Source organism: Frischella perrara (genome assembly GCF_000807275.1).
GTDB lineage: Bacteria > Pseudomonadota > Gammaproteobacteria > Enterobacterales > Orbaceae > Frischella > Frischella perrara.
Genome location: NZ_CP009056.1, coordinates 2529377 through 2552646, shown reverse-complemented (window position 1 = coordinate 2552646; position 23270 = coordinate 2529377). Strand labels below are relative to the sequence as shown.

Annotated in this window: 19 protein-coding genes; 11 read left to right on the top strand and 8 right to left on the bottom strand. The window is 35.5% G+C overall.

What is annotated here, in order from left to right:
* Positions 1 to 18: 18 nt before the first annotated feature.
* The 4 genes from flgE to flgB are packed head-to-tail and all read right to left on the bottom strand — an operon-like array spanning position 19 to position 2812.
* Positions 19 to 1230, bottom strand: a complete 1212-nt coding sequence (flgE, locus tag FPB0191_RS11040) for a flagellar hook protein FlgE (RefSeq protein ID WP_039106143.1) — start codon at positions 1228 to 1230, stop codon at positions 19 to 21.
* 14 nt (positions 1231 to 1244) lie between these two features.
* The gene (locus tag FPB0191_RS11035) at positions 1245 to 1973 is read right to left on the bottom strand and encodes a flagellar hook assembly protein FlgD (protein ID WP_039106141.1); all 729 of its coding nucleotides are present in this window, start codon (positions 1971 to 1973) and stop codon (positions 1245 to 1247) included.
* Between the two features lie 12 nt (positions 1974 to 1985).
* On the bottom strand, positions 1986 to 2393 hold the full coding sequence (gene flgC, locus FPB0191_RS11030) for a flagellar basal body rod protein FlgC (RefSeq protein WP_110021828.1): 408 nt from the start codon (positions 2391 to 2393) through the stop codon (positions 1986 to 1988).
* A 2-nt stretch (positions 2394 to 2395) separates the two neighbouring features.
* Positions 2396 to 2812 (bottom strand): flagellar basal body rod protein FlgB, encoded by a 417-nt coding sequence (flgB, locus tag FPB0191_RS11025; RefSeq protein ID WP_039106136.1) that lies wholly within the window; start codon positions 2810 to 2812, stop codon positions 2396 to 2398.
* A gap of 155 nt (positions 2813 to 2967) precedes the next feature.
* Here flgB and flgA point away from each other — a divergent pair, with 155 nt between their 5' ends.
* The 5 genes from flgA to flhA all read left to right on the top strand — a co-directional run bounded on the left by flgA (position 2968) and on the right by flhA (position 7849).
* Positions 2968 to 3633 carry a flagellar basal body P-ring formation chaperone FlgA gene (gene flgA / locus FPB0191_RS11020; protein WP_082018317.1) on the top strand — a complete coding sequence of 222 codons (666 nt, stop codon included), beginning with the start codon at positions 2968 to 2970 and terminating at the stop codon, positions 3631 to 3633.
* 72 nt (positions 3634 to 3705) lie between these two features.
* Positions 3706 to 4020, top strand: a complete 315-nt coding sequence (gene flgM, locus FPB0191_RS11015) for a flagellar biosynthesis anti-sigma factor FlgM (RefSeq protein ID WP_039106132.1) — start codon at positions 3706 to 3708, stop codon at positions 4018 to 4020.
* A 2-nt stretch (positions 4021 to 4022) separates the two neighbouring features.
* Positions 4023 to 4457, top strand: coding sequence for a flagella synthesis protein FlgN (locus FPB0191_RS11010; protein WP_039106129.1), 435 nt, complete (start codon positions 4023 to 4025; stop codon positions 4455 to 4457).
* A 154-nt stretch (positions 4458 to 4611) separates the two neighbouring features.
* Complete coding sequence (gene flhB / locus FPB0191_RS11005; RefSeq protein WP_039106128.1) at positions 4612 to 5769, top strand: flagellar biosynthesis protein FlhB; 1158 nt, start codon at positions 4612 to 4614, stop codon at positions 5767 to 5769.
* A 10-nt stretch (positions 5770 to 5779) separates the two neighbouring features.
* Positions 5780 to 7849, top strand: a complete 2070-nt coding sequence (flhA, locus tag FPB0191_RS11000) for a flagellar biosynthesis protein FlhA (RefSeq protein WP_039107082.1) — start codon at positions 5780 to 5782, stop codon at positions 7847 to 7849.
* A 134-nt stretch (positions 7850 to 7983) separates the two neighbouring features.
* Here flhA and FPB0191_RS10995 read toward each other — a convergent pair whose 3' ends face one another.
* Positions 7984 to 8622: an NAD(P)-dependent oxidoreductase gene (locus FPB0191_RS10995; RefSeq protein ID WP_039106126.1), complete on the bottom strand. Its 639-nt coding sequence runs from the start codon at positions 8620 to 8622 to the stop codon at positions 7984 to 7986.
* A 186-nt stretch (positions 8623 to 8808) separates the two neighbouring features.
* On the opposite strand from FPB0191_RS10995, the gene FPB0191_RS10990 reads away from it, so the two are divergent.
* A complete protein-coding gene (locus FPB0191_RS10990; protein ID WP_039106123.1) occupies positions 8809 to 9156 on the top strand; it encodes a winged helix-turn-helix transcriptional regulator in 348 nt (115 codons plus the stop codon).
* On the opposite strand, the gene FPB0191_RS10985 is transcribed toward FPB0191_RS10990, so the two are convergent.
* Entirely contained in the window at positions 9153 to 9695 is a 543-nt protein-coding gene (locus FPB0191_RS10985; RefSeq protein WP_039106121.1) for a hypothetical protein, read from the bottom strand. The two genes, FPB0191_RS10990 and FPB0191_RS10985, sit on opposite strands and share 4 nt — an antisense overlap.
* A 591-nt stretch (positions 9696 to 10286) precedes the next feature.
* Between FPB0191_RS10985 and treR the strand changes: the two genes are divergently transcribed.
* From treR to treC, 3 genes are all read left to right on the top strand, one after another.
* Positions 10287 to 11270 carry a trehalose operon repressor TreR gene (gene treR, locus FPB0191_RS10980; RefSeq protein WP_039107081.1) on the top strand — a complete coding sequence of 328 codons (984 nt, stop codon included), beginning with the start codon at positions 10287 to 10289 and terminating at the stop codon, positions 11268 to 11270.
* 168 nt (positions 11271 to 11438) lie between these two features.
* The gene (gene treB, locus FPB0191_RS10975) at positions 11439 to 12866 is read left to right on the top strand and encodes a PTS trehalose transporter subunit IIBC (RefSeq protein WP_039106120.1); all 1428 of its coding nucleotides are present in this window, start codon (positions 11439 to 11441) and stop codon (positions 12864 to 12866) included.
* Between the two features lie 78 nt (positions 12867 to 12944).
* On the top strand, positions 12945 to 14621 hold the full coding sequence (gene treC, locus FPB0191_RS10970) for an alpha,alpha-phosphotrehalase (protein ID WP_039107079.1): 1677 nt from the start codon (positions 12945 to 12947) through the stop codon (positions 14619 to 14621).
* A gap of 51 nt (positions 14622 to 14672) precedes the next feature.
* Here treC and FPB0191_RS10965 read toward each other — a convergent pair whose 3' ends face one another.
* Positions 14673 to 15386 carry a hypothetical protein gene (locus FPB0191_RS10965; RefSeq protein WP_039106119.1) on the bottom strand — a complete coding sequence of 238 codons (714 nt, stop codon included), beginning with the start codon at positions 15384 to 15386 and terminating at the stop codon, positions 14673 to 14675.
* A gap of 361 nt (positions 15387 to 15747) precedes the next feature.
* Here FPB0191_RS10965 and FPB0191_RS10960 point away from each other — a divergent pair, with 361 nt between their 5' ends.
* The gene (locus FPB0191_RS10960) at positions 15748 to 19716 is read left to right on the top strand and encodes a coiled-coil domain-containing protein (RefSeq protein ID WP_039106116.1); all 3969 of its coding nucleotides are present in this window, start codon (positions 15748 to 15750) and stop codon (positions 19714 to 19716) included.
* Positions 19717 to 19894: 178 nt separating this feature from the next.
* Here the strand turns inward: FPB0191_RS10960 and FPB0191_RS10955 are convergent, their stop codons facing one another.
* Positions 19895 to 21121 carry an RtcB family protein gene (locus tag FPB0191_RS10955; RefSeq protein WP_039106114.1) on the bottom strand — a complete coding sequence of 409 codons (1227 nt, stop codon included), beginning with the start codon at positions 21119 to 21121 and terminating at the stop codon, positions 19895 to 19897.
* 404 nt (positions 21122 to 21525) lie between these two features.
* Between FPB0191_RS10955 and rtcR the strand changes: the two genes are divergently transcribed.
* Entirely contained in the window at positions 21526 to 23145 is a 1620-nt protein-coding gene (gene rtcR / locus FPB0191_RS10950; protein ID WP_039106113.1) for an RNA repair transcriptional activator RtcR, read from the top strand.
* The last annotated feature ends 125 nt before the right edge of the window (positions 23146 to 23270 follow it).

Here is a 23270-nt window from a genome sequence, read left to right as displayed (position 1 = left end):
TTACCGCTCCCTATTTTATTAACGTAAATTAACCAAAGTATTAAGTATTTGGTCTTGCGTTTTAATGGTTTGTGAATTGGACTGATAATTACGTTGTGCAACAATCATATTCACTAATTCTTGACTCATATCGACATTCGAATTTTCAATCGCACCGCTTGTTAATGAGCCAAAAGTACTCGTACCCGGAGCGCCAATCACAGCTTCGCCAGATTGGTTGGTTGAACGCCAATTATTATTGCCGGCAGATTCAAGCCCATTAACATTGGCAAAATCAGCTAAGGCAATTTGTGCTAACAGCATGGTTTGTTGATTAGAATAAATACCGTAAATTGAGCCGTCATCGTTAATGCTATAACCGATTAAGTCACCAGCAGCATAGCCATCAACGATCGGGTTTTTAACACTCCCCATTTCTTTACCAATATTTTGTTGGGAACTGTTGACAAATGATAGCGTAAAACTACTATCGGCAGCGCCTTTGATGCCAGCAATATCAATGGTCATTTCTGGATCACTGATCAGTTTACCGGTAGAATCAAACGTCATCGCACCTGCTTTAGTGAGTTTAGCATCAGGATCACTGCTATCTAAATAATGTACATCCCATTGATTGTCAGCGGTTTTAACATAGAACAACTGAACATTATGTTGATTACCAAGGGAATCATAACTCGTAATTGTTGTGGAATAGTTAAATGTTTCAGAATCACTGGCATTCACGGGTGATTTTGAAGGGATAACATTGTTTGAATTAAGATTAACTTGTAATGATGCCTTACTGGTTGCTGACGCACTTAACATTTGCCGTGAAATCGTTATTGATTGTGGTGTTGCGCCTTGTAGGATCTTCGGTGGCATACCTACCGCCGGATAACCCGTTAGATACAACCCGTCAGCAGAAACAATATTGCCTTCGCTATCAAGTTGGAATTGTCCATTACGACTATAATAAGCTTGACCGGTACTATCAACTAAACGGAAAAAGCCATTTCCTGAAATGGCTACATCTAGGTTATTATTTGTGTTGGTAATGGTACCATCATTGAAACTTTGCATGACGGATGCAACTTTTACCCCCATCCCAACTTTCGAACCTGCATACATGTCAGCAAAGGAAATACTGGCACTTTTAAAACCGACGGTGGCTGAATTGGCAATATTATTACCAATGACATCTAACTGTTTTGCGGCAGCGTTCATGCCACTAACTGCTTGAGAGAATCCCATAATTAATTACCTTCTTAAAGAATTTGACGTACGTCATGAATGCTCACAGTGCCTGATATACCTAAATCAAGTAACACAGTGTCGTTGATTCTGCTATTAATCACACCATAAACCATAGAATACGATAATGATGTTGCGGGAATTTTTTGCCCATCACTAGTGGCATTCACAGTAAATGTATAACTACCATCAGGTGCAAGTGTTCCGTCACTTAGTTCGCCATCCCATGTGAATGAACTGACGCCGGCAGATACTTTACCAAGATCAACTTCACGCACCACATTACCATTTTCATCTTTAATGGTAATGACAACAGAATCAGCATCTCGCATTAATTCAAAACCAAAAGGAGTCGTTACGACTTCATTGTCGTTTTCTGTGTCATTGCCGTCTTCTGCCGGTGTTCTGGCTACGAGTATTTTCTCACCGGGTATCATCACGCCATGCCCAATCATATTGCTGGCATTAACTGATAAGCTATTATCAATTTGACCAGAGACCATACCCAACGTCGTATTGAGTTTTTCAATACCTGATAACGTGCTAATTTGAGCTAACTGGGAAGTTAACTGGCTATTATCCATCGGATTGGTAGGATCTTGATTTTTCATTTGTGCAATCAGCAGGGTTAAAAAATGATCTTGTAATTCCTGACTTGAATTACCATTCGATGATGAGCTTGTCACTGCGCGATTCATATGATCAACGGGTTGTGCTGAAACGGGAATACTCGAAACGCCCATAATAATTCCTTGTTATTGTCCTAACGTGAGAGTTTTTAACATTAAGTTCTTTGCTGTATTAATCACTTCAATATTAGCTTGATAACTACGTGATGCTGATATCGTGTTGACCATCTCACCCACGACATCCACATTTGGTTTCTGTATATAACCACGTTCATCCGCTAAGGGGTGATTAGGTTCATACACCAGATTCATCGGTGTAGGATCTTCAATCACTTTTGCTACTTTTACGCCGCCAATTACACTACCCGTTCCTTGATCATCCACTTGGAAAATAACTTGCTTAGCATGATATGCATCGCCAGATGTGCTTGTAACACTATCAGCATTAGCCAGATTACTTGCACTGACATTCATCCGTTGAGTTTGTGCAGTAAGAGCTGAACCGGCAATAGCGAAAATTGAAAAACTCATGATGATTATCCTTGTTGCAATACAGATATTAGACTTTTAAATTGCTCACCTAAAAAAGTTAAGCTACCTTGATAATGAATGCTGTTATCCATAAATGCCATTCGTTCGAGATCCATATCAACGGTATTACCGTCGGCTGAATTTTGAAATGGAACGCGGTATAAGGCTTGTGGACTATTCGCTAGTGGTGTCGCGATTTGCATATGTTGTTGAGCTGTTACTTTTAATCCAACAGGGGGACGATGATGAACAGAATGCTGATCGAGCGCTTTAGTGAGTTCTGTTTTAAAATCAAAATCACGCGCCTGATAGTTTGGCGTGTCACTATTAGCAATATTGGCAGCTAAGATTTGTTGACGCTGTTCACGTAAGTTTAACGCTTGTCGGTGAAATCCAATCATTACATCTAATTTATCAAGCATAGCATCTACTCGGTTAATGTGATGATCAGAATTTTAAGCTAGACAAAAAAAAATCATCGTATAAATAACTGCAAAAATTATCCTTATTTTTTGCTTTGGTATGCAGGGCGATAGCGTAGAATTATGATTATTGTTAACATAATAAGTAATTAATAATGATAAAAAACAGAATGTTATTTCTTATTGTCATGCTGGTATTAAGCGCTCATCCGACTGTTGCCAGTACATTAGATAAACAGATAGAAGCCTTTTTTCATGCACAATGGGGTGAAAAAGCATCAGATATTCAAGTGAGCTATCCACAAACTAAGCCTCAACTTGATTGTGAAGAACCTATTTTAAATTTAGTTAATCCACAAAAAAAATGGGGAAATGTAACGATTAGCGCCGAATGTCATCATAAAAAAACATTTATCCAAGTTTATATTGCGATAATGGGTAATTATATTGTCGCTAATCAATCTATTGCAGCAGGAAGCGTTATTACGCAAGATTCGATTCGCCTTCAATCAGGGAGACTTGATAAATTACCACCGGGTATTTTGCTTGATAAAACAGAATTAATTGATTTTGTTGCATTACGTAATATTACGCATGAACAACCCATTAAAAGCACCATGATCCGAAAACGTTGGCAGGTCAAAGCAGGGCAAGTTGTCAAATTAATATTAAATGGGGATGGTTACCAAATTATTACACAGGGTAAACCGCTAACCAATGCTGGCTTAGGTGATATGATCAATGTACGAACGGAAAATGGTAAAGTGGTGAAAGGGGTTGTTACAAATCAAGGCATTACTATTTCTGATAAAAAAAATTAAGGAATTTTAAAAAAATGCCGATAATTACAATGAGCAAAGTTATTTAAACTAATAATTAACAAGAGAAATGTCATGAGTATAGATTCAACTAAATCCGTTTCAACAATTGCAGCAACGCTAAATTGCGATTTAATTAATGCTCAACAAAAACAACCTACTGCGAAAGTAAAATCTAAACCATGCATTGAGCCAAGTACAAATGTTAGTTTAAATCAAACAGTTTCACTGTTATCGTCAACCAATGACATTAATATGGAAAAAGTAAACAAAATCAAACATGCCATTGAAACCGGCAGTCTATTAGTCAATACCGATAAAATTGCAGATGAATTAATTAGGCATACGATGGAATATCTAACGATGGAAATGGATATTGAAGGTGAATAATAATGCAAGAATTAAATCATATTTTGAATAAAATGACGGAGTTATTACAGCAACTCACCGGTATTCTCCATACAGAACAAATGATATTAATTGAAAACTATCTGGTTCATAAGTTAGGAAATATCATTGATGAAAAAAATCAATTACTGATAAAATTGAAAATTCTTGATGAGCAACGCATCGCAATTGGTAAAGAGCTGCATCTTGCCTCTCCTTATAGTGATAATGAGCCTTTAGCCAATCAATGGGCAACGATTGTAAAAAGCACCTCATTATTAGCGCAAATGAATCGTGATAATGGTGAAATACTACAACAACGATTAGACCAAACTCGACAGACAATAGACTTCATTAATAAGTCAAAAAAAACCAATATATACACCAATGGTGGTTACCAAAAGACTGAAACAGTTTCAACAACGCGTGCTAAAGTCTAATTAATACCATATTCGGCAAATTATTAACAACCTTAAACGCCTTAAATACACTGTAAAATAGTTTCTTTTCTTGCCAATAACTTATGCTATTTAGCGCGATACTTATTGCTCTGATACAACCCTTATCATAGTTTGCATCGAGAGAAGTGCCGCCATGGCAGATGATAGTGATTTAGAAAAAAGTGAACAGCCAACCGACAGTAAGTTAAAAAAAGCGAAAGAAGAAGGGCAAATTCCCCGATCGCGTGAATTGACTTCTATTGTTCTTCTCTTAATAGGTCTTGCGACTATGTGGTTATTTGGATCGACGATGACATCCAATCTAACCACGATCATGAAACAAGGTATGATCGTCGCCCAGCAAAGTAGTGATGAAAAATTGATGCTATTTAATTTCACTCGCTTAATGAAAGCGGGTTTTTGGGTATTAGTACCGGTGTTAATCGCATTAGTTGTCACGGCGATATGTGCACCGATCAGTATCGGTGGTTTATTGTTTAGTAGTAAATCGATTTCATTTGATCTTAAACGATTAAGTCCAATTAGTGGATTTAAACGAATTTTCAGTACTAAAATCTTCGCCGAATTATTAAAAGGCGTGCTAAAAGTTATATTGATCACCATCATGACAGGTGGCTTTCTTTTAACCACCTTTCCGATCATGCTGTCATTACCCAATTCATTTTTTAATCAAGCGTTAAATCAATCAATGAATCTGCTTATTGGGTGCGGAATATTAATTGTTATTTCGCTGACCCCTATGGTGGGCTTTGATATCTTTTATCAGATTTGGAGTCACTTGAAAAAACTCAAAATGACTAAGCAAGAAATTAAAGATGAATTTAAAGAACAAGAAGGCGATCCACAATTAAAAGGTCGCATTCGGCAAATGCAACAAGCCATGGCGCGACGCCGAATGATGGGCGATGTTAATAAAGCAAATGTCATTATTACTAACCCCACTCATTATGCTGTGGCACTACAATACAATGAGAAAACCATGTTAGCACCTAAAGTGTTAGCAAAAGGGGTGGATAAGATTGCCCTTCACATTAAGCAATTAGCTACCGAACATAATATACCTCAATTAGAAGCACCTCCTTTGGCGCGAGCACTTTATCGACATAGTGAAGTCGGTCAAACAATCCCTGCCGAATTATATGCAGCCGTTGCGCAAGTTCTGGCATGGGTTTATCAATTAAAACGCTGGCATCAACATGGGGGTGCAGCGCCTATCAAACCTCATCATTTACCCGTACCGGCATCACTTGATCCGGCTGTAAATAACGGAGATCAGCCATCTCATGAATAAACTAAATATAATGAGTTTTTTTTCTAAGAAAAACCTAAAAAATGCACATTATCAAGTATTAGCTGGTCCATTGCTGATATTGTTGATTTTATCAATGATGGTGCTACCGCTACCGCCTTTTATTTTAGATTTACTTTTTACCTTTAACATTGCCTTAGCCATTATTATTTTGATCGTGGCACTGTTTACGCAACGAGTATTGGATTTTGCTGCTTTTCCAACGGTGCTTTTGTTTGCGACCTTGTTACGCCTATCATTAAATGTTGCCTCGACGCGAGTCGTGTTACTTAACGGGCATACCGGAAGTGATGCAGCAGGACGCGTCATTGAAGCATTTGGGCATTTTCTGGTTGGGGGTAATTTTGCGATCGGAATCGTGGTTTTTATCATATTGGTAATCATTAACTTCATGGTCATCACGAAAGGTGCTGGGCGTATAGCTGAAGTCGGTGCACGCTTCGCATTAGATGGTATGCCAGGTAAACAAATGGCTATTGATGCCGATCTCAATGCTGGATTAATTGGCGAAGATGAAGCGAAAGCTCGACGGGCGGAAGTCACTCAAGAAGCTGATTTTTACGGTTCAATGGATGGTGCGAGCAAATTTGTACGCGGTGATGCTATCGCAGGCTTACTGATTATGGCGATCACGATTATTGGCGGTTTGTTGGTCGGTGTCGGTCAACATGCAATGGCAATTGGCGATGCTGCGCACACTTATGTACTTTTAACCATTGGTGATGGCTTAGTAGCACAAATTCCGTCACTGATTATTTCAACAGCAGCTGGGGTTATCGTCACTCGTGTTGCTTCAGAGCAAAATGTCAGTGAACAGATGCTCGGTCAGTTATTCAATAATCCACAGATCTTAATTTTAGCGGCAATTGTCATTGGTCTACTGGGCTTAATTCCTGGCATGCCGAATATGGTTTTCTTATTATTTACCGGGGCGTTAACAACATTAGCATGGTGGATTACAACACGTCAAAAGAAACAACAATTAACATCAAATGAACCCGTTACCATTCAAGCTACGACGACAACAACGATTGAAGCCAATTGGTCAGATGTCAATATTGAAGATACCCTCGCAATGGAAGTCGGTTATGGGTTGATACCAATGGTTGATCAGAGCCAAAATGGTGAGTTACTAAGTCGAATTCGCAGTTTACGTAAAAAGTTTGCCCAAACCATTGGCTTTTTACCGCCGTCAGTCCATATTCGTGATAATTTGTCACTCAATCCTTATCAATATAAGTTATTTATGAAAGGGGTAGAAATTGGTCAAGGTGAGGTTATGCATAATAAATGGTTGGCGATTAATCCGGGGAATGTAACCGAAACCATCGAAGGAACCCACACCACTGAACCGGCTTTTGGTTTAGCTGCAATTTGGATTGAGAACCACCTAAAAGAAAATGCCCAAATTCTTGGTTATACCGTTGTCGATGGTAGCACGGTGATCGCCACTCATCTCAACCATTTATTGCAACAAAATGCAGGTGATCTGTTTGGTCGCCAAGAAGCACAGGAACTTTTAACGCGTGTAAAAGAAGATCTCCCAAAATTGGTAGAGGATTTTATTCCAGCGGTGGTAACCTTAACGGTATTTCATAAAGTGTTACAACATTTAATTAGTGAACAAGTTTCAATTCGTGATATGCGTACCATTATAGAAACCTTGTGTGAACATGCACCGGCACAAACTGATCCTATGGAATTATTGAGCATAGTCCGTGTTGCACTGGGACGTTCGATCACACAACAATGGTTTGCTAGTGCGGATGAAGTACAGGTGATCGGTTTTAATGTCGGTTTAGAACGATTGTTATTACAAGCTATGCAAAATGCTAGTAGCTTAGAACCCGGTTTAGCCGATAGTATTATTCAGCAGACCCAACAAGCCTTAACACAACAAGATATATTGGGAGCACCGCCCGTGTTGTTAGTTAATCATGCATTAAGACCAATGATGGCACGTTTTTTAAGGCGACATTTCCCTCAACTGGCGGTATTAAGTAATTTGGAAATTAGTGGCAATCGACAAATAAAAATGACGGCTCAAATTGGAGCCGAATAATTGTTAATTGAATGATATTCAAAAGAAAACTAATTAGGAAACGGAATTAATACTTAAGTTGATTAAAATGATATTTAATTAACATGGCCTGACATCCATAATGATAAATTTCAATGTCAGGCTAATTTTAAAAATTAATATTCAGATACAGCGGTAAAACGTTGTTTAACATGTTTAGCATTTTCAGCTTCATCGATCATTGCAATAGCATAATCGGCATAACTGATTTGGCTTTTACCTTGACTAGTGAAGAGCACTTGTTCGCCACCCGCGGTATATTTACCGGTTCTTTTTCCATCAGCAATAAATTCAATTGATGGGCTTAAGTAAGTCCACTGTACATCATTGCATTGTCTTAAAGCATCAAGCGCTTTAGCCATATTATTTGCTAATGGTTTAAATTCTTCTGGGAAATCCGGTGAATCAACTAAACGAATTGAATGTTCAGGATTGACATACAAGCTACCTGCACCACCTACAACTAATAAGCGATTTGGTTTATTGCTTAGAATATCCGTTAAATGTTTCAAACTGGTTTGATGTAGGGGTAGAGTTTCAGGTGTCCAAGCTGCAAACGCATCGATAATCACATCAAATGGTTTTAAATCATCATAGCTAAGTTGGAAGAGATCTTTAACTAAAACGTTCACTTTAGGATCAAAATTTGAATTTGATTTACGCACGATCGCGGTAACATCATGACCACGTGAAAGTGCTTCGGTTACTAATAAAGATCCGGATTTACCACTGGCACCAATTACAGCAATTTTCATTTGTAACACCTCTCAATAATTTGATTTAATATTTTGTTAAGATTCTTTTTTGTGCTTATTTTTTAAAAACTGATTAGCAAAAAGTGATTTTTAGACTAATATTTAAAGTATCTAATGTAAAGTAGGTACTGATAAGTAATATAGTATCCATTTGGTAACTATTATTGATTTTAAAGGATTATTTGCATGTCATTAAATGAGAATTTACCACGATGCCCAGTAGAAACGACCTTAATGTTAATGGGCGATAAATGGAAAGTGTTAATCGTACGAGATTTACTGACCGGAACGAAACGTTTTGGTGAATTGAAAAAATCATTAGCGGGAGTTTCGCAAAAAGTGCTAACTCAACACCTGCGGGCGATGGAAAAAAACGGTCTAATTCATCGCAAAGTCTATGCGGTTGTGCCGCCTAAAGTCGAGTACAGCTTAACCGATGTAGGGCAAAGTCTAAAGCATGTCCACGATGCAATGTTACAATGGGGAGAAGCTTACAAATCAAAAAGGACGGATAATTATCTTTCTGCTAGCTAATCTTGTTGATTTTTAAAATACATACAACCAAAATAAAACTCGTTGACTTTTATCTCGCTTTTACGACCAATTAAGATCATTGCTGTGAGAGATTCATTGTTTGAATCTAAAGTTACCAATTTAAAATAATGATTAGTTCTCGCCAATGAAAACGCTTCTCTTAATTGCGGCGATATGGATTCGGCTTCGACCAGTCTAACAAATTCGTCCATATCGCCCTTAGCTGTGGCATAAAAGAAAGGTCTACCATCATCTTGGTATTGAACTACGGAAATGAAGGCATTTAATAATCGTAATGGCTTAGTAAAGAGATATCTTAAATTAATCGCGCCGTTAGGATTTAAGTTTCGCACTTTTATTCTATAGCGATCAAGTTTTGCAGCCAGTTTTGGATCGCGACCATCGACCGGTGCTCTTTTACATAATAATGCGCCTTTAAATTGCAATTCAATTAAGGCGTATGTGTTAGCGTTAGTGGCATATCCTGTAAAGCTAATAGTTATTAATGCACAGCTTATTATTTTATAGAGTATTCTCATATTTTATTCCTTTAGAGTAATACCTGATTTTCGTTACTGTTAAAAGTTAAACAGTTTAGCTAAACAATCCTTTTACATTCTAGTCAATATAGCAGTTATAGAACAAACCGAAAATAGGCAAAATCACATAAAATCTATTGAATTTGTAAGGCATTATTAACCATTACAACGTATTGAGCGGGATGATGTAATTAATATCAACTAATTACCAATTATATTGGATTTAATAGTGTAAATTTGATATTAACTTATTCGTTAATATAAGCATTATCAGCTTAATGAAGGATCTAAAAAGTGGCGTTTAACCCGTTGTGTTTAACCCATTGTGTTTAACGATTATTATGCGAAAGCAAGTTAACGCTTTTCTACTCGCAATCTCTATAATTTGTAAAATACTAATGGCAGGGTATAAAGTTATTGGCATATCGGATCGAGTCATAAAAATAAAGATAATCCAATACAAATATGAATACAAATACAAATACAAATATAAAAACATCACGTTAATCAATCATTCAGTAAATAGGACTGTCGCTATTTTCTTTAAACTATATTACTATGCTGCCATTGCTTTTCATTCGTAAATTTATTATGTCCGTATCATCGAATCATTTAACCATTAAAGATATTGCCAAATTGAGTGGTGTCAGTAAATCCACCGTTTCGCGAGTAATTAATCATGATCCTATGGTAAAAGAATCTACGCGTAATAAAGTAATGGCGATTATTGAACAATATCAATTCACCCCCTCTAAATCGGCAAGGGCGATGCGAGGTTATGGTAATAAAGTGATTGGTATTATTGTGACACGTCTTGATTCTATGTCTGAAAATCAGGCGGTTCGTTGCATGCTACCAATATTTTATGAGCATGATTATGATCCTATTATTATGGAAAGCCAATTTAAGGTTGAAAAAGTCCAAGAGCATTTATCCATGTTAAAAGAAAAACAAGCGGATGGCGTAGTGATCTTTGCATTTACTGGACTGGATAACAACGTTTTATCATTTTGGCAAAATAAAAGTGTCATAATGGCAAGGTCATACCCTGATTATAACTGTGTTTGCTACGATGATATTGGTGCTGTAACACAATTACTTCATCACTTACATTTAACTAAAAAACATCAAAAAATCGCTTACATTGGCGTAGAAGAACAAGATCAGACCACTGGGGCGGTTCGTTATCAAGCTTATCTGGCTTTTTGCCAACGTTATAACATTATCCCCCACGCTTATTTGGGTAAACTTAGTTTTTTATCGGGTTATGATCTAGCGCCATTGGTACTTGCATCTGCTCCAACTGCCATTGTGTGTGCAACGGAAGCGATAGCATTAGGTCTTAATAAATATCTGTATGAAAAACAGCTCAATCACATTGTGGTTGCCAGTGTAGGAAACAGCGAACTACTTAATTTCCTTTTCCCGCAAACGTTATTTATTGAACTTGGATTTGATAAAGCGGGGACTTATGCGGCAAATAAATTAATTGCTATGTTGCAAAAGGTCACAGATTTTAACGCTATAGCGAAAACCATGACGATTCCTTCCCAGCTCAATCACTCATCATCATAATACCGGACACAAAACGGTTATTTGATTAAAAACTGTGAGATTTATCACAGATAGGGAACGTTCCCATTTATTATTATTTGATTTCAATTTATGCTTAATTCTTATTCAAAATAGCCAGATCAGCAATAAAACAAAAGGCTAAATTTTTCATGGTAAGGAGGCTTAGCTATGGCTAAAGGGGCTAAAATAACGGCAGAATCAATCAAGCAGTTAATTGATTTTGTTGGTGGAAAAGATAATGTTGCAAGTGTTAGCCACTGCTTAACGCGATTGCGATTTGCATTAGCTGATCCTAACTTGGCTAATATCGAGTCTCTTGAACAACTTCCTTTTGTCAAAGGTTGCTTTAATAACGCTGGGCAATTCCAAGTTATTATTGGCACGGATGTTGACCGTTATTACAAATTACTCACTGAACAGTTAAATATTGATGAAGCGACTAAAGAGCAAACTAAAGCTGCAGCTAAACAAAATATGTCTTGGTTTGAACGGTTAATCTCGAATTTAGCGGAAATCTTCGTGCCATTATTACCCGCACTTATTGCGGGTGGTTTACTACTTGGCTTACGTAATGTGATTGGTGAAATGCCAACCATTGACAATCAACCACTGACACACACTTTTAGTTGGCTGATACCAATTAACGATTTCCTATGGTTACCGTGTGAAGCTATCTTTCACTTCTTACCGGTAGCTATTTGCTGGTCTACGGTGAAAAAAATGGGCGGATCACCGGTTTTAGGCATTGTATTAGGCATCACATTAGTTTCACCACAACTGATGAATGCTTATGATTTGGGTAAGGCCATTCCCAAAGTATGGGATTTTGGTTGGTTTACCATTGCTAAAGTTGGCTATCAAGCACAAGTTATCCCGTCAATTTTTGCCGGTTTAGCGTTAGGATGGATTGAAACGCGTCTTCGCAAAATTGTACCTGATTACTTAAACCTAGTTATCGTGCCAATTGTTGCCTTAATGGTATCAGTCGTCTTAGCTCACTTTGTTTTAGGACCAATTGGACGCATACTTGGTGATGGTATTGCTTATATCGTTAAATATCTAATGACAGGGGATTATGCCTTTATTGGTTCAGCTATTTTTGGATTCTTATATGCACCTTTAGTCGTAACAGGCATCCACCATACCACATTAGCTATCGACATGCAGATGACAGAAAGTATGGGCGGGACACCGATTTGGCCAATCATTGCCTTGTCAAATATTGCTCAAGCTTCAGCGGTGGTTGGTATCATTTTAATAAGTAAAAAACATAATGAACGGGAAGTTTCAGTTCCTGCTGCGATATCAGGTTATTTAGGGGTAACTGAACCCGCTATGTACGGTATTAATTTACGCTATAAATTCCCAATGTACTGCGCCATGATTGGTGCAGCTTGTGCGGGATTAATCTGTGGCTTAAATGGCGTATTATCCAACGGTATCGGCGTGGGGGGATTACCGGGTATTTTATCGATAAAACCAGTCTACTGGTTGATTTATGCATTGGCGATGTTAGTGGCGATTGTCGTTCCGATATTATTAACGATAGTGGTTTATAAGATAAAACAGAAAAAAGGCACGCTCAATGTCCAATAAAGAATAGCCAGGGTGATTCACCCAACTTTACAGAAGGGTGAATATTACAATTTACGGATTAAAAATAAAGAGCAAGCGATGAATAAAATTGATATCCCGTGGTGGCAAAACGGCACCATTTACCAAATCTACCCAAAAAGTTTTCAAGCCAGCCAAGACAGTGCCACAGGCGATCTATTAGGCATCATTAGCCGATTAGATTATCTAAAAAAACTCGGCATTAGTGCAATTTGGTTAACGCCGATCTACCCATCACCGCAAATAGATAACGGATATGATGTTGCCGATTATTACGATATCGATCCGGCTTATGGCTCAATGGCGGATTTTGAATTATTAGTCAAACAGGCGCATGAACGTGGCATCCGCATTATGATGGATATGGTGTTTAACCATACCTCAACCGAGCATCCATGGTTTAAATCAGCCTTAGATAAATCTAGCCCTTATCGCTCATTTTATATCTGGAAAGATGCTAAAGCCGACGGCAGTGAACCCAACAACTGGCGATCCAAATTCGGCGGTAAAGCGTGGCAATGGCATGAACAGTCAGGGCAGTATTACTTACACTTATTTGCCAAAGAGCAGGCGGACCTTAATTGGGAAAATCCGCAAGTTCGCTTTGAAATTAAAAAAGTGTGTCAGTTTTGGTCAGACAAAGGCGTGGATGCCTTAAGGTTAGATGTGATTAATTTAGTCTCCAAACAACAAGATTTTGCTGATGATAAAAACGGGGATGGTCGCTGCTTTTACACGGATGGACCTAAAATCCACGAGTTTTTACAAGAAATGAGCCGAGATGCCTTTCAACCCAATGATCTAAAAACGGTGGGGGAAATGTCTTCGACCTCGTTAGCTAACTGCTTAAAATATGCCTCGTTAGACGGAAAAGAGCTAACTATGACATTTAATTTCCACCATTTAAAAGTCGATTATCCAAAAGGCTATAAATGGGCATTAGCCAAACCGGATCTACTCCAGTTAAAAAATATCATCGGTGAGTGGCAAACCGGGATGCATAATAAAGCTTGGAATGCTATTTTCTGGTGTAATCACGACCAACCGCGAATTGTGTCGCGCTTAGGTAATGAAAGCCAATATCACACAGAATCGGCTAAAATGCTTGCCATGTTGCTATATGGATTACAGGGTACGCCATACCTTTATCAAGGCGAAGAGATCGGCATGACCAATCCCCATTTTGATAATATTAATCAGTATCGTGATGTTGAAAGCCTAAATATCTACCACGAAAAAGTAGCCGAAGGTATGGATAAAGCGGAAATCTTAGCCATATTAGCGAGCAAATCGCGCGACAACAGCCGAACACCCATGCAATGGGATGATAGCTTAAATGCTGGTTTCACTAAAGGTCAACCATGGATCGAAGTAGCAAGTAATTATCAACAAATCAATGTCAAAGCAGCACTTGAAGACCCTAATTCTATCTTTTACTGCTATCAAACGTTAATTAAATTACGCCAAGAATACCCAATATTTATTTTAGGTGATTATCAGGATTTAACCGCCAATGTTGCTGATTATTGGTGCTACCTACGCCGTTGGAACAATCAACAATTATTAGTCATCATTAATCTAACTGAACAACCAGTTAAATGGCAATTGCCTGACAATCTAGCGGATATAAATTGGCGACAATTATTAAATAATTATACTTCAGAAACGACATCATTCGATAAGACCATTGCGTTAAAACCTTATCAAGCAATCTATTTTCTCAATGATATTCGTTAAAACGGTATAGACTCCCCAATATTTTTTACGGCATAACCGTATTAATTAAATTCAAAAATGTGAACGGCTGGCATTAACATCTAACCAAGTTTGACGATAATGCTGACGCCGTTTCACTTGGCAATAGTTAATTAATAAGTCAAATCCCTGTTTATCCATTAACGAAAAAAAATAACGCTGCCATTTAGCTGCCGTATTAGTATTAATGCCTAATTGCCGATGAATGGTTTTAAATGTTTCGCCTTGGAGTAATAAATCAATAAAGGGCAGCCATAGTTCACAGTGAGATAATTTATCTAGCCGATATTTTTTAAGAGGATTAAAGGTTCGTCGACATGCTCGACAACGAAAATTAAGCCGATGCCCGATTCTAACAGTTTTCAAAGATGCACAATAATCGCAAGGCATGATAGCCGTATTCAGTAATTCCGTAAGCCATGTCTTAAAAGCGTTAGCTTGCTGAAAAACTTCTGTTGGCTTGGTCTGGGCAAGGTTAAGAATCGCTTGATAAAGATCTGGTTCATGCTCTGATAACAACTGACGAATCACATTATCTCGCCGACGCGCTGCTCGAGGTGACAAATTAAAATTATCAGCAATAAAACTATGTGGCTGATCAGTTAACGTCATTGGCGCAATATCAATCAACAATGAAACAGGCTTAAGACGTCGGCATAATGGACTTGCAGCAACTAAATCTGGTAATCCCTGCAAAAACCGCTCTGCGGCAGAATGCTGCTCAATAGGCAAAATAGCATGATACACGGTTATTTTCCTTATAACGGTATAGACTCCTCAATAAATTTTACAAAGATATAAGGTAAAACATAAAGAGTTCGAGGATTTGATATTAAAAATAAGAATTATAAATAAATAAAATAAAACGTTAAATGGCAATTGCTAGCTTATGAAAAACTATTTGAATCAATAGTTACAATAAAAAATTACTGACTATTTTATCTGTTTGGTTAATCGGTACGAAGTATAATTAAAATATGCTATATTGCATATCAAGATATTTTACAAAATATTAAAATTAAAACGATGAATATCTGGTTGAATAAAAATAAAAATACGTTTTATAAATGCAATAATTAGTTAAAAAAATAATAATAAGGAATACATAATGGAAGATAATCAAATTGGAGCCAGACAACCAACTAACCGAGATCAACGTAGTTTAACCTTTCAAAAACTTACCCCTATAACGCTTTCTGATGATGAAATGCGTGGTTATAACGAAGCGCTCGATTTTGTATTCAAAGAAGATGATTTGCTTAACATTGCTATTAGTGGACCTTATGCTTCAGGAAAAAGCAGTGTATTTAAAACTTACGAAGAAAAACGCCTTGAAAAGAAAAAACTTAAGGGTATTCATATTTCTCTTTCATATTTTTCACCTAATCTAAAGTCAAAAATAAAAAACCAAAACCCAGATGATGAATTAACATTTAATGATGAATTAATGTTAGAAAGAAAAATTATCAACCAAATTATTCATCAAATCGAGCCAAAGCAAATTCCCTCGACAGATTTTAAAGTTAAAGCTGAGTCAAAAAGCTGGATTAATATATTTTGGGCGAGCATTATTTCTTTGTTTTTCTGTTGTTTTGTTTATATTGATAAAACATTACTAAATAAATGGTTAGAAGAGCCGACTCAATTAACTTTGATACTTATCGGTTCGATATTTACTCTGATAACTTTTGTTTTTTATAAAATTATCGATCTGCAACATAGAAAAAATCTTATTAGAAAACTAAAAATTTTTCAGAATGAGATTGATATCTCATCAGAATGTGATGTTTCTTATTTTGATAAATATTTGGATGAAATTATTTATATCTTACGTAAATCAAAGTTAGATTTTATCGTTTTTGAAGATATCGACCGCTATGATGATAATTTGATACTTAATAAATTAAGAGAATTAAATTATATCTATAATCAAAGACAAAAAAATCGCAAAAGAAAACCAACCAAAGGAAAAACAATCAAATTTATCTATCTAATTAAAGATGAAATTTTTGAATCGAAGGAGCGCACTAAGTTTTTTGATTACATTTTACCTATTGTGCCGGTTATGGATAACTCCAATTCATTAGGAAAAATGGAAGAACTATTTAAAAATGAAAATATTTATAGTGATTTTTCAATAACTTTTTTAGACACTTTATCCTTATATCTAGATGATATTAGACTCATTAAGAATATTTGTAATGAATATATCATTTATAAGAAAAAATTACCCCACCAAGCCAGTTGGTTTAAAAAAGAAAACCTATTAGCCATTATTGTTTATAAAAATATTTTTCCAGAAGATTATTCTTTAACGCGCTTAGGTTTAGGGCAAGGCGTTGTCCATCGAATTATTGAATCATTAAAGCAGGAAAAAAACACTGATAATGAAACTGAAACTAAAATTAAAGAACTTGATGAGAAAATTCAGTTAAAAAAAGAGAAAATTAAAAATTTAGAAACGGACCATTTAGAAAGTATTGATGAGTTAGAGGCTTTATATATCCTGTTTCCATCCGAAATTTATTCCTATGACTATCAATTTGATGATGGGACAAAAATTTCTGCTTTAACTTTAAATAGGGTAGAATTGATTTCTAGTTTGAAAGAAAATGACTATAAAATTAATAATGGGCGTCGAAATAGCTATTATTATAGAGAAATTAATTGCAAGCAATATTTTGATGCTCTTGAGCGAGATAGCGAATATAAAAATAGGAGAAAAAAACTTAACATTATTCTACAAAACAAAAAATCAACACTTGAACAAGAAATTAGAGAATTAAAAAAACAAAAATTACAATTGAAATCACCTAAGAAAATTTCTGAAATAATTAAGCTTAAGCAAGCTAATAATATAACTATAGATAATATATTTAAAGCTCATATTAACGACCAGACAGAGCATGAACAATATAAATCTGAATATGAAAAATTATCGTCTTCATGTTATTTTCCGCTTTTACGCACACTCATTATTCAAGGTTATATTGATGAGAATTATAATGATTATACGAGCTTATATGATGAACAAGGGTTACCACAAAATGATATGCTATTTTTGCGTAATATTAACGAGCGAATACTAAATGACTGGCAGCTTGAATTAAAAAAACCGGAGATAGTACTAAAAAGGTTGAATCCCAATAATTCAAGTAAGTTTAACGAGCCGGCTGTGTTAAATTTCTCCTTACTTGATCATCTTTTAGCAACAGGTAAAACAAGTTATTTATCTCAATTTATCAATTTATTAACATCACATCGTGAAATTAATTTTATTAAACAATATTTTTCAAGATTTTATACTTTATTGATAAATAACAATACAAAATATCAACCTGAATATTTATGTTTATTTGTAAAACAAATAAATATTCAATTATGGAATATATGGGCATCTATTGATAAGCTTGACCAACGGCTTTATCTATATCTTTCATTTATACATAATCAACCAAATGAATTAGAAAACATGAATGAAGAGGTTGCGCTAAAAGAGTTTATTGAAAAGCAAAATGATTTTTTATGTATTGATGAAGAATGGAATAGGATTTTTCAACTACTTGATGAAACGGAGAATCATTTAAGCAAAATAACTGATGCTTTTACAATACTGAATATTCAATTCAAACAAATTGAGCATTCAACCCCCGAATTATTAGCATTAGTTGAAGCAAACAATCGCTATAAATTAAACTATGTTAATGTAAAACATCTATTACAAAATAGATATAATCAAACAAATATTGATTCTCAAATTATACAAACCCTATTAACATTAAGTGATGATGCACCAGTTAAAGTATATTTTAAAAGAAATCCTGAACCACTAGTCTTATCTATTGCTGAATCAGATATCCAAACAATCGATGATAATGAAGATATTGTATTATTTATTCTGAATCATGATGAGATATCTTTATCTGTTAAAATAGCTTATATAGATAAAATTTCATTAACTATAAAATTATTGGAACAAGTAACCGATAAAGCTGTTTGGAATAAGCTACTTGAAAATAAAAAAATAGAATATTCAGCCGAGAATATTGTCCACTATTTCTTTAATTATGCATTGGAAGATGAAGATGAAGATAAGGGAATAAAAATCAATGATCAACTAGCCCATTTTATTAACAATAGTGACAAAGATATATCGCCACAACAGGCTAATTTAGGAAACTTAATATCAGATGAAGATGGCACTGATTTATTCTTTAAACAAATAATCCTAAATCCTGACTTAAATCCTGATAGATATAAAATGTTAATTGCATGGTTTAATGGTAAATGTTGTTCAAACTTTAATGATATAGGCGTTAATGAAGAGAAGGTATCTGAAGAGAACGTATCAATGCTGATTCAGCTTAAAGCTATTGGTCTAGGAGAAGAACAAGATTTAAATTTTATAAGAGAAAATTATCCAAAAAATATTCAAGAATTGATTATCCATAATTTTAACGACTATATTAACAAACTAAAAAACAATCCTTCATTAGTCGATCCTGACGAGATCATCAGCCTATTATCGGAAGATCTAAGTTTGGATGAAAAGCTTTCATTATTACCATTAACAAGTAAGCCAATTTTGATTAATAATAAAAATTATCCAACAGAATTACAAAACTATATTTTAAAAAATAACTTTAATCTTATTGATCTACATTATATAACAAATAGCCAATTTTATGATTCTACAACTGATGAAATAAAAGAAACAATAAAGCATCTGTGCATTGAATATCAGGAAGAAATTTTAGAATATAGAGAAATTTCTTATGATTTATTAATCGAATTACTAAAAATTGAACAGTTTTCCCGAGACAATAAATATACTTTGTTATGTAACCAAATAAATCAGTTAAATATTGAAGAAACCTATCAAGCATTTAAAATCTTAGAACAAGATCCAACAAACGAAAGTCTTTTCTCAAATTTATTTATAGGCAAAGACCAATATTTTGATAATACAACTTTAAATAAAAAAATGATGAAAAAACTGAATCAAAAGTGGCAATTAAAATATAAAATAAAAGAAGATAAAATTATTGGTTATGGACAGAAGTTAATTAAAAATTAAATTTAATTATTAGCAATTTAAATTTATACATTAAAAATCAACAAATTTTAAAGAAATTGTGTTGATTTATAACTAGTTGGATTCATGCACTTTATAATAGAAAGGTAACCATTGAAACAATCAATTATTACCCAACTATTGTTATTATGACTATCGAGGAGTCTATCCTCGATATCATTTACCCTTTCACACACACCACTTGCCGTAATTGATGCATAATTTCAACCAATTCACTTTGAGCTGTCATTACCGCATCAATATCTTTATAAGCCATTGGAATTTCGTCGATCACATTGGCATCTTTACGACATTCGACGTGCGCAGTGGCTTTTATTTGGTCTTCAATGGTGAACATTTTTTTGGCTGCAGATCGGCTCATCACTCGTCCCGCACCATGAGAACAAGAGCAGAAACTTTCTTCATTCCCTAGTCCGCGAACAATGTAGCTTTTTGCTCCCATTGAACCAGGAATAATACCAAGTTCTCCTTTGCGTGCCGAAACCGCCCCTTTACGCGTCACAAACACATTTTGCCCAAAATGATGCTCTTTTTGCACATAGTTATGATGACAATTTACCGCTTGTATATGACTGGTAAATTCAATATTTAATATATTTCTAATAGCCATAATAGTGTTATGCATCATAATTTCACGATTTAAACGAGCAAACTCTTGCGCCCAATTTACCGCCATAAGATAATCATCAAAATGTTCAGTCCCTTCAACAAAGTAAGCTAAATCATTATCTGGTAAATATTTATCGATAAAGTAAGTTTCCATATCTTTTTTGGCTAATTTAATAAAGAATTCACCGATAGCATTACCAACCCCACGTGAACCACTATGTAACATAATCCATACTTGTTGATTTTCATCTAAACACACTTCGATAAAGTGATTACCGGTTCCAAGTGTCCCTAAATGGTTGTAATTATTTGTTTTTAAAAAACACGGATATTTTTCGGTTAACTTCTCAAATCCTGGTAAAAGTTGTTGCCAATATTGATCAACAATTGCTGGTGCATGTTGCCAACTTCCCTGATCTTGACCTTCCTTTTTAGGTGTTAAACCATGTGGCACGTTTTTTTCAATCGCTAAACGTAAAGGGGCTAGATCATCAGGTAAATCATTAGCAGTAAGTGATGTTTGCACGGCCATCATTCCACAACCAATATCCACCCCAACGGCTGCCGGAATAACGGCACCCAGAGTAGGAATAACACTCCCGATTGTTGATCCTTTACCCACATGGACATCAGGCATAACAGCAATATGTTTGAAAATAAATGGCAATTGTGCTGTTTTTAGTAATTGTTCTTTGGCACCTTGCTCTACTGGCACGCCTTTAGTCCACATTTTTACAGGTCTTGAATTTTCATTTTTTATTACTTCATATTGAATCATTTTTATCTTCCTTTTAAATCTGGGCAAAATGCATTGCGCCAGTGTTAATATCTTTATATTGGTTAGATCGCGCTAAACCATGTAACCGTTTATCCGTTCGTTTATGACCAAAATTCTATTGCTACATTGCGCTATGAGCGCCTTAATGCTGCTATCTTTTATCACCACAAAGTGAGTTAATTATCTAATTTAAACCATCTCAACATATCTGAATATGTTTGCTTAGGTATGATTAATATTGCGAAAAGCGTGCCAATAAATGAAAAACCATAACAATTATTTTTTAATTATTTGTTTTTAAACAAAATAAATAATTTTTTTAAATGAAGATAAAAATTATCATAGTATTTTTAATACACATTTTTTATAATTTTATATATCAATTTATAAAAATATATAAAGCTATGAAGAAGAATGTCGTATTTGGGTTTTTAGGGAATGTATTGGATCAACGTGGAAAAGGAAAACGGCGCTGGAAGCATTGGCGACCGACCATTGATTTATGTCATCAACCGAATATGCCTGTTACTCAATTAGAACTGCTCTATTTTCCAAACGATTATAATCTACTTTGTGAAACGGTTAAGGATATTAAAATTCTATCGCCTCATACTGAAGTAAACCCCATTGAGGTAAATATTGATGATCCATGGGATTTTGAACAAGTTTATACCTTCCTTTTTGATATTTCGAAAAACTACACATTTAATTCAGAACAAGAAGCGTATTATTTGCATATTACAACAGGTACCCATGTTGCGCAGATTTGTTGGTTTTTACTGGCGGAATCACGCTATTTTCCTGCTAAATTATTACAAATGTCTCCTCCGAAAAAAGCGACATTGATCGAAAATAATGAAATTGAGGAAGACGATCTGATTGCGCTTACCCCTTGCGGAATAATGAGTATTATTGATTTAAATTTAAATCGTTACGATAAAATCCTGACCCGTTTCCAGCAATATGCTCACCAAGCGACCGAGCTATTAAAATCGGGCATCGCAACCCGTAACCCACAATTTAATCAGCTTATTGCCGAAATCGAACAAGTCGCGAGTCGTTCCCATGCGCCTATTTTATTATGTGGACCAACGGGCGCCGGTAAATCATTTCTAGCAAAACAGATTTATTTACTCAAACAAACCAATCATCAGATCAAAGGACAATTTGTTGAAATTAATTGCGCCACGCTACGCGGTGATAGTGCAATGTCAACCTTGTTTGGTCATGTTAAAGGCGCCTTTACCGGAGCCAATCTTGCGCGCACTGGATTACTTAAAAATGCCGATGGTGGCTTACTATTTTTAGATGAAATTGGTGAACTGGGGCTTGATGAGCAAGCGATGTTATTAAAAGCCATTGAAGAAAAACAATTTTATCCTTATGGTAGTGACAAACCGATTCAAAGCAATTTTCAATTAATTGCCGGTACTAATAAAGATCTCAAACAGGCTATAGCGCAAGGTGAGTTTCGTGAAGATCTGTTTGCTCGAATCAATTTGTGGAGTTATCAACTGCCGGGCTTAGTGGATAGAAAAGAGGATATCGAACCCAATATTGATTTTGAGCTAGCCCGTTATGCCAAAGAATACGGCATTATGCCACGCTTTAATCAACAATCCCGCAATGCTTATCTGAATTTTGCCACCTCACCACAAGCCTTATGGCAAGGTAACTTTCGTGAATTAAACAGCTCAATTATTCGCATGGCAACCTTAGCACCGCAAGCTAACATTACCATTGAACAGGTCGAACAGGAAATTAAACGGCTAAATCAAAATTGGACTTCTACCCAAAATAGTTATGATGACTTAATACCTGTAGAAATTGATGAATTTGACCGTTATCAATTGGAAAAAGTGCTCGAAATCTGCCAAAAAAGTAATAGCTTATCCGAAGCAGGGCGACAATTATTTGCCATATCCCGAACCAAAAAACAACGCAGCAACGATGCCGATCGCTTAAAAAAATATTTAGCTAAATTTGGGTTGAGTTGGGAAATCATACACAGTAAGAACGGATGATCTAATAAAAAATGATTTATCCGTTTACATCTTAATAAACTTTGGTCTAGAATACGCCCACTTTCCTGAATAGTGCTGCTGCAGGAAACAGTAATTATCCTCTCAAATTGAGAGGACGGTATTTT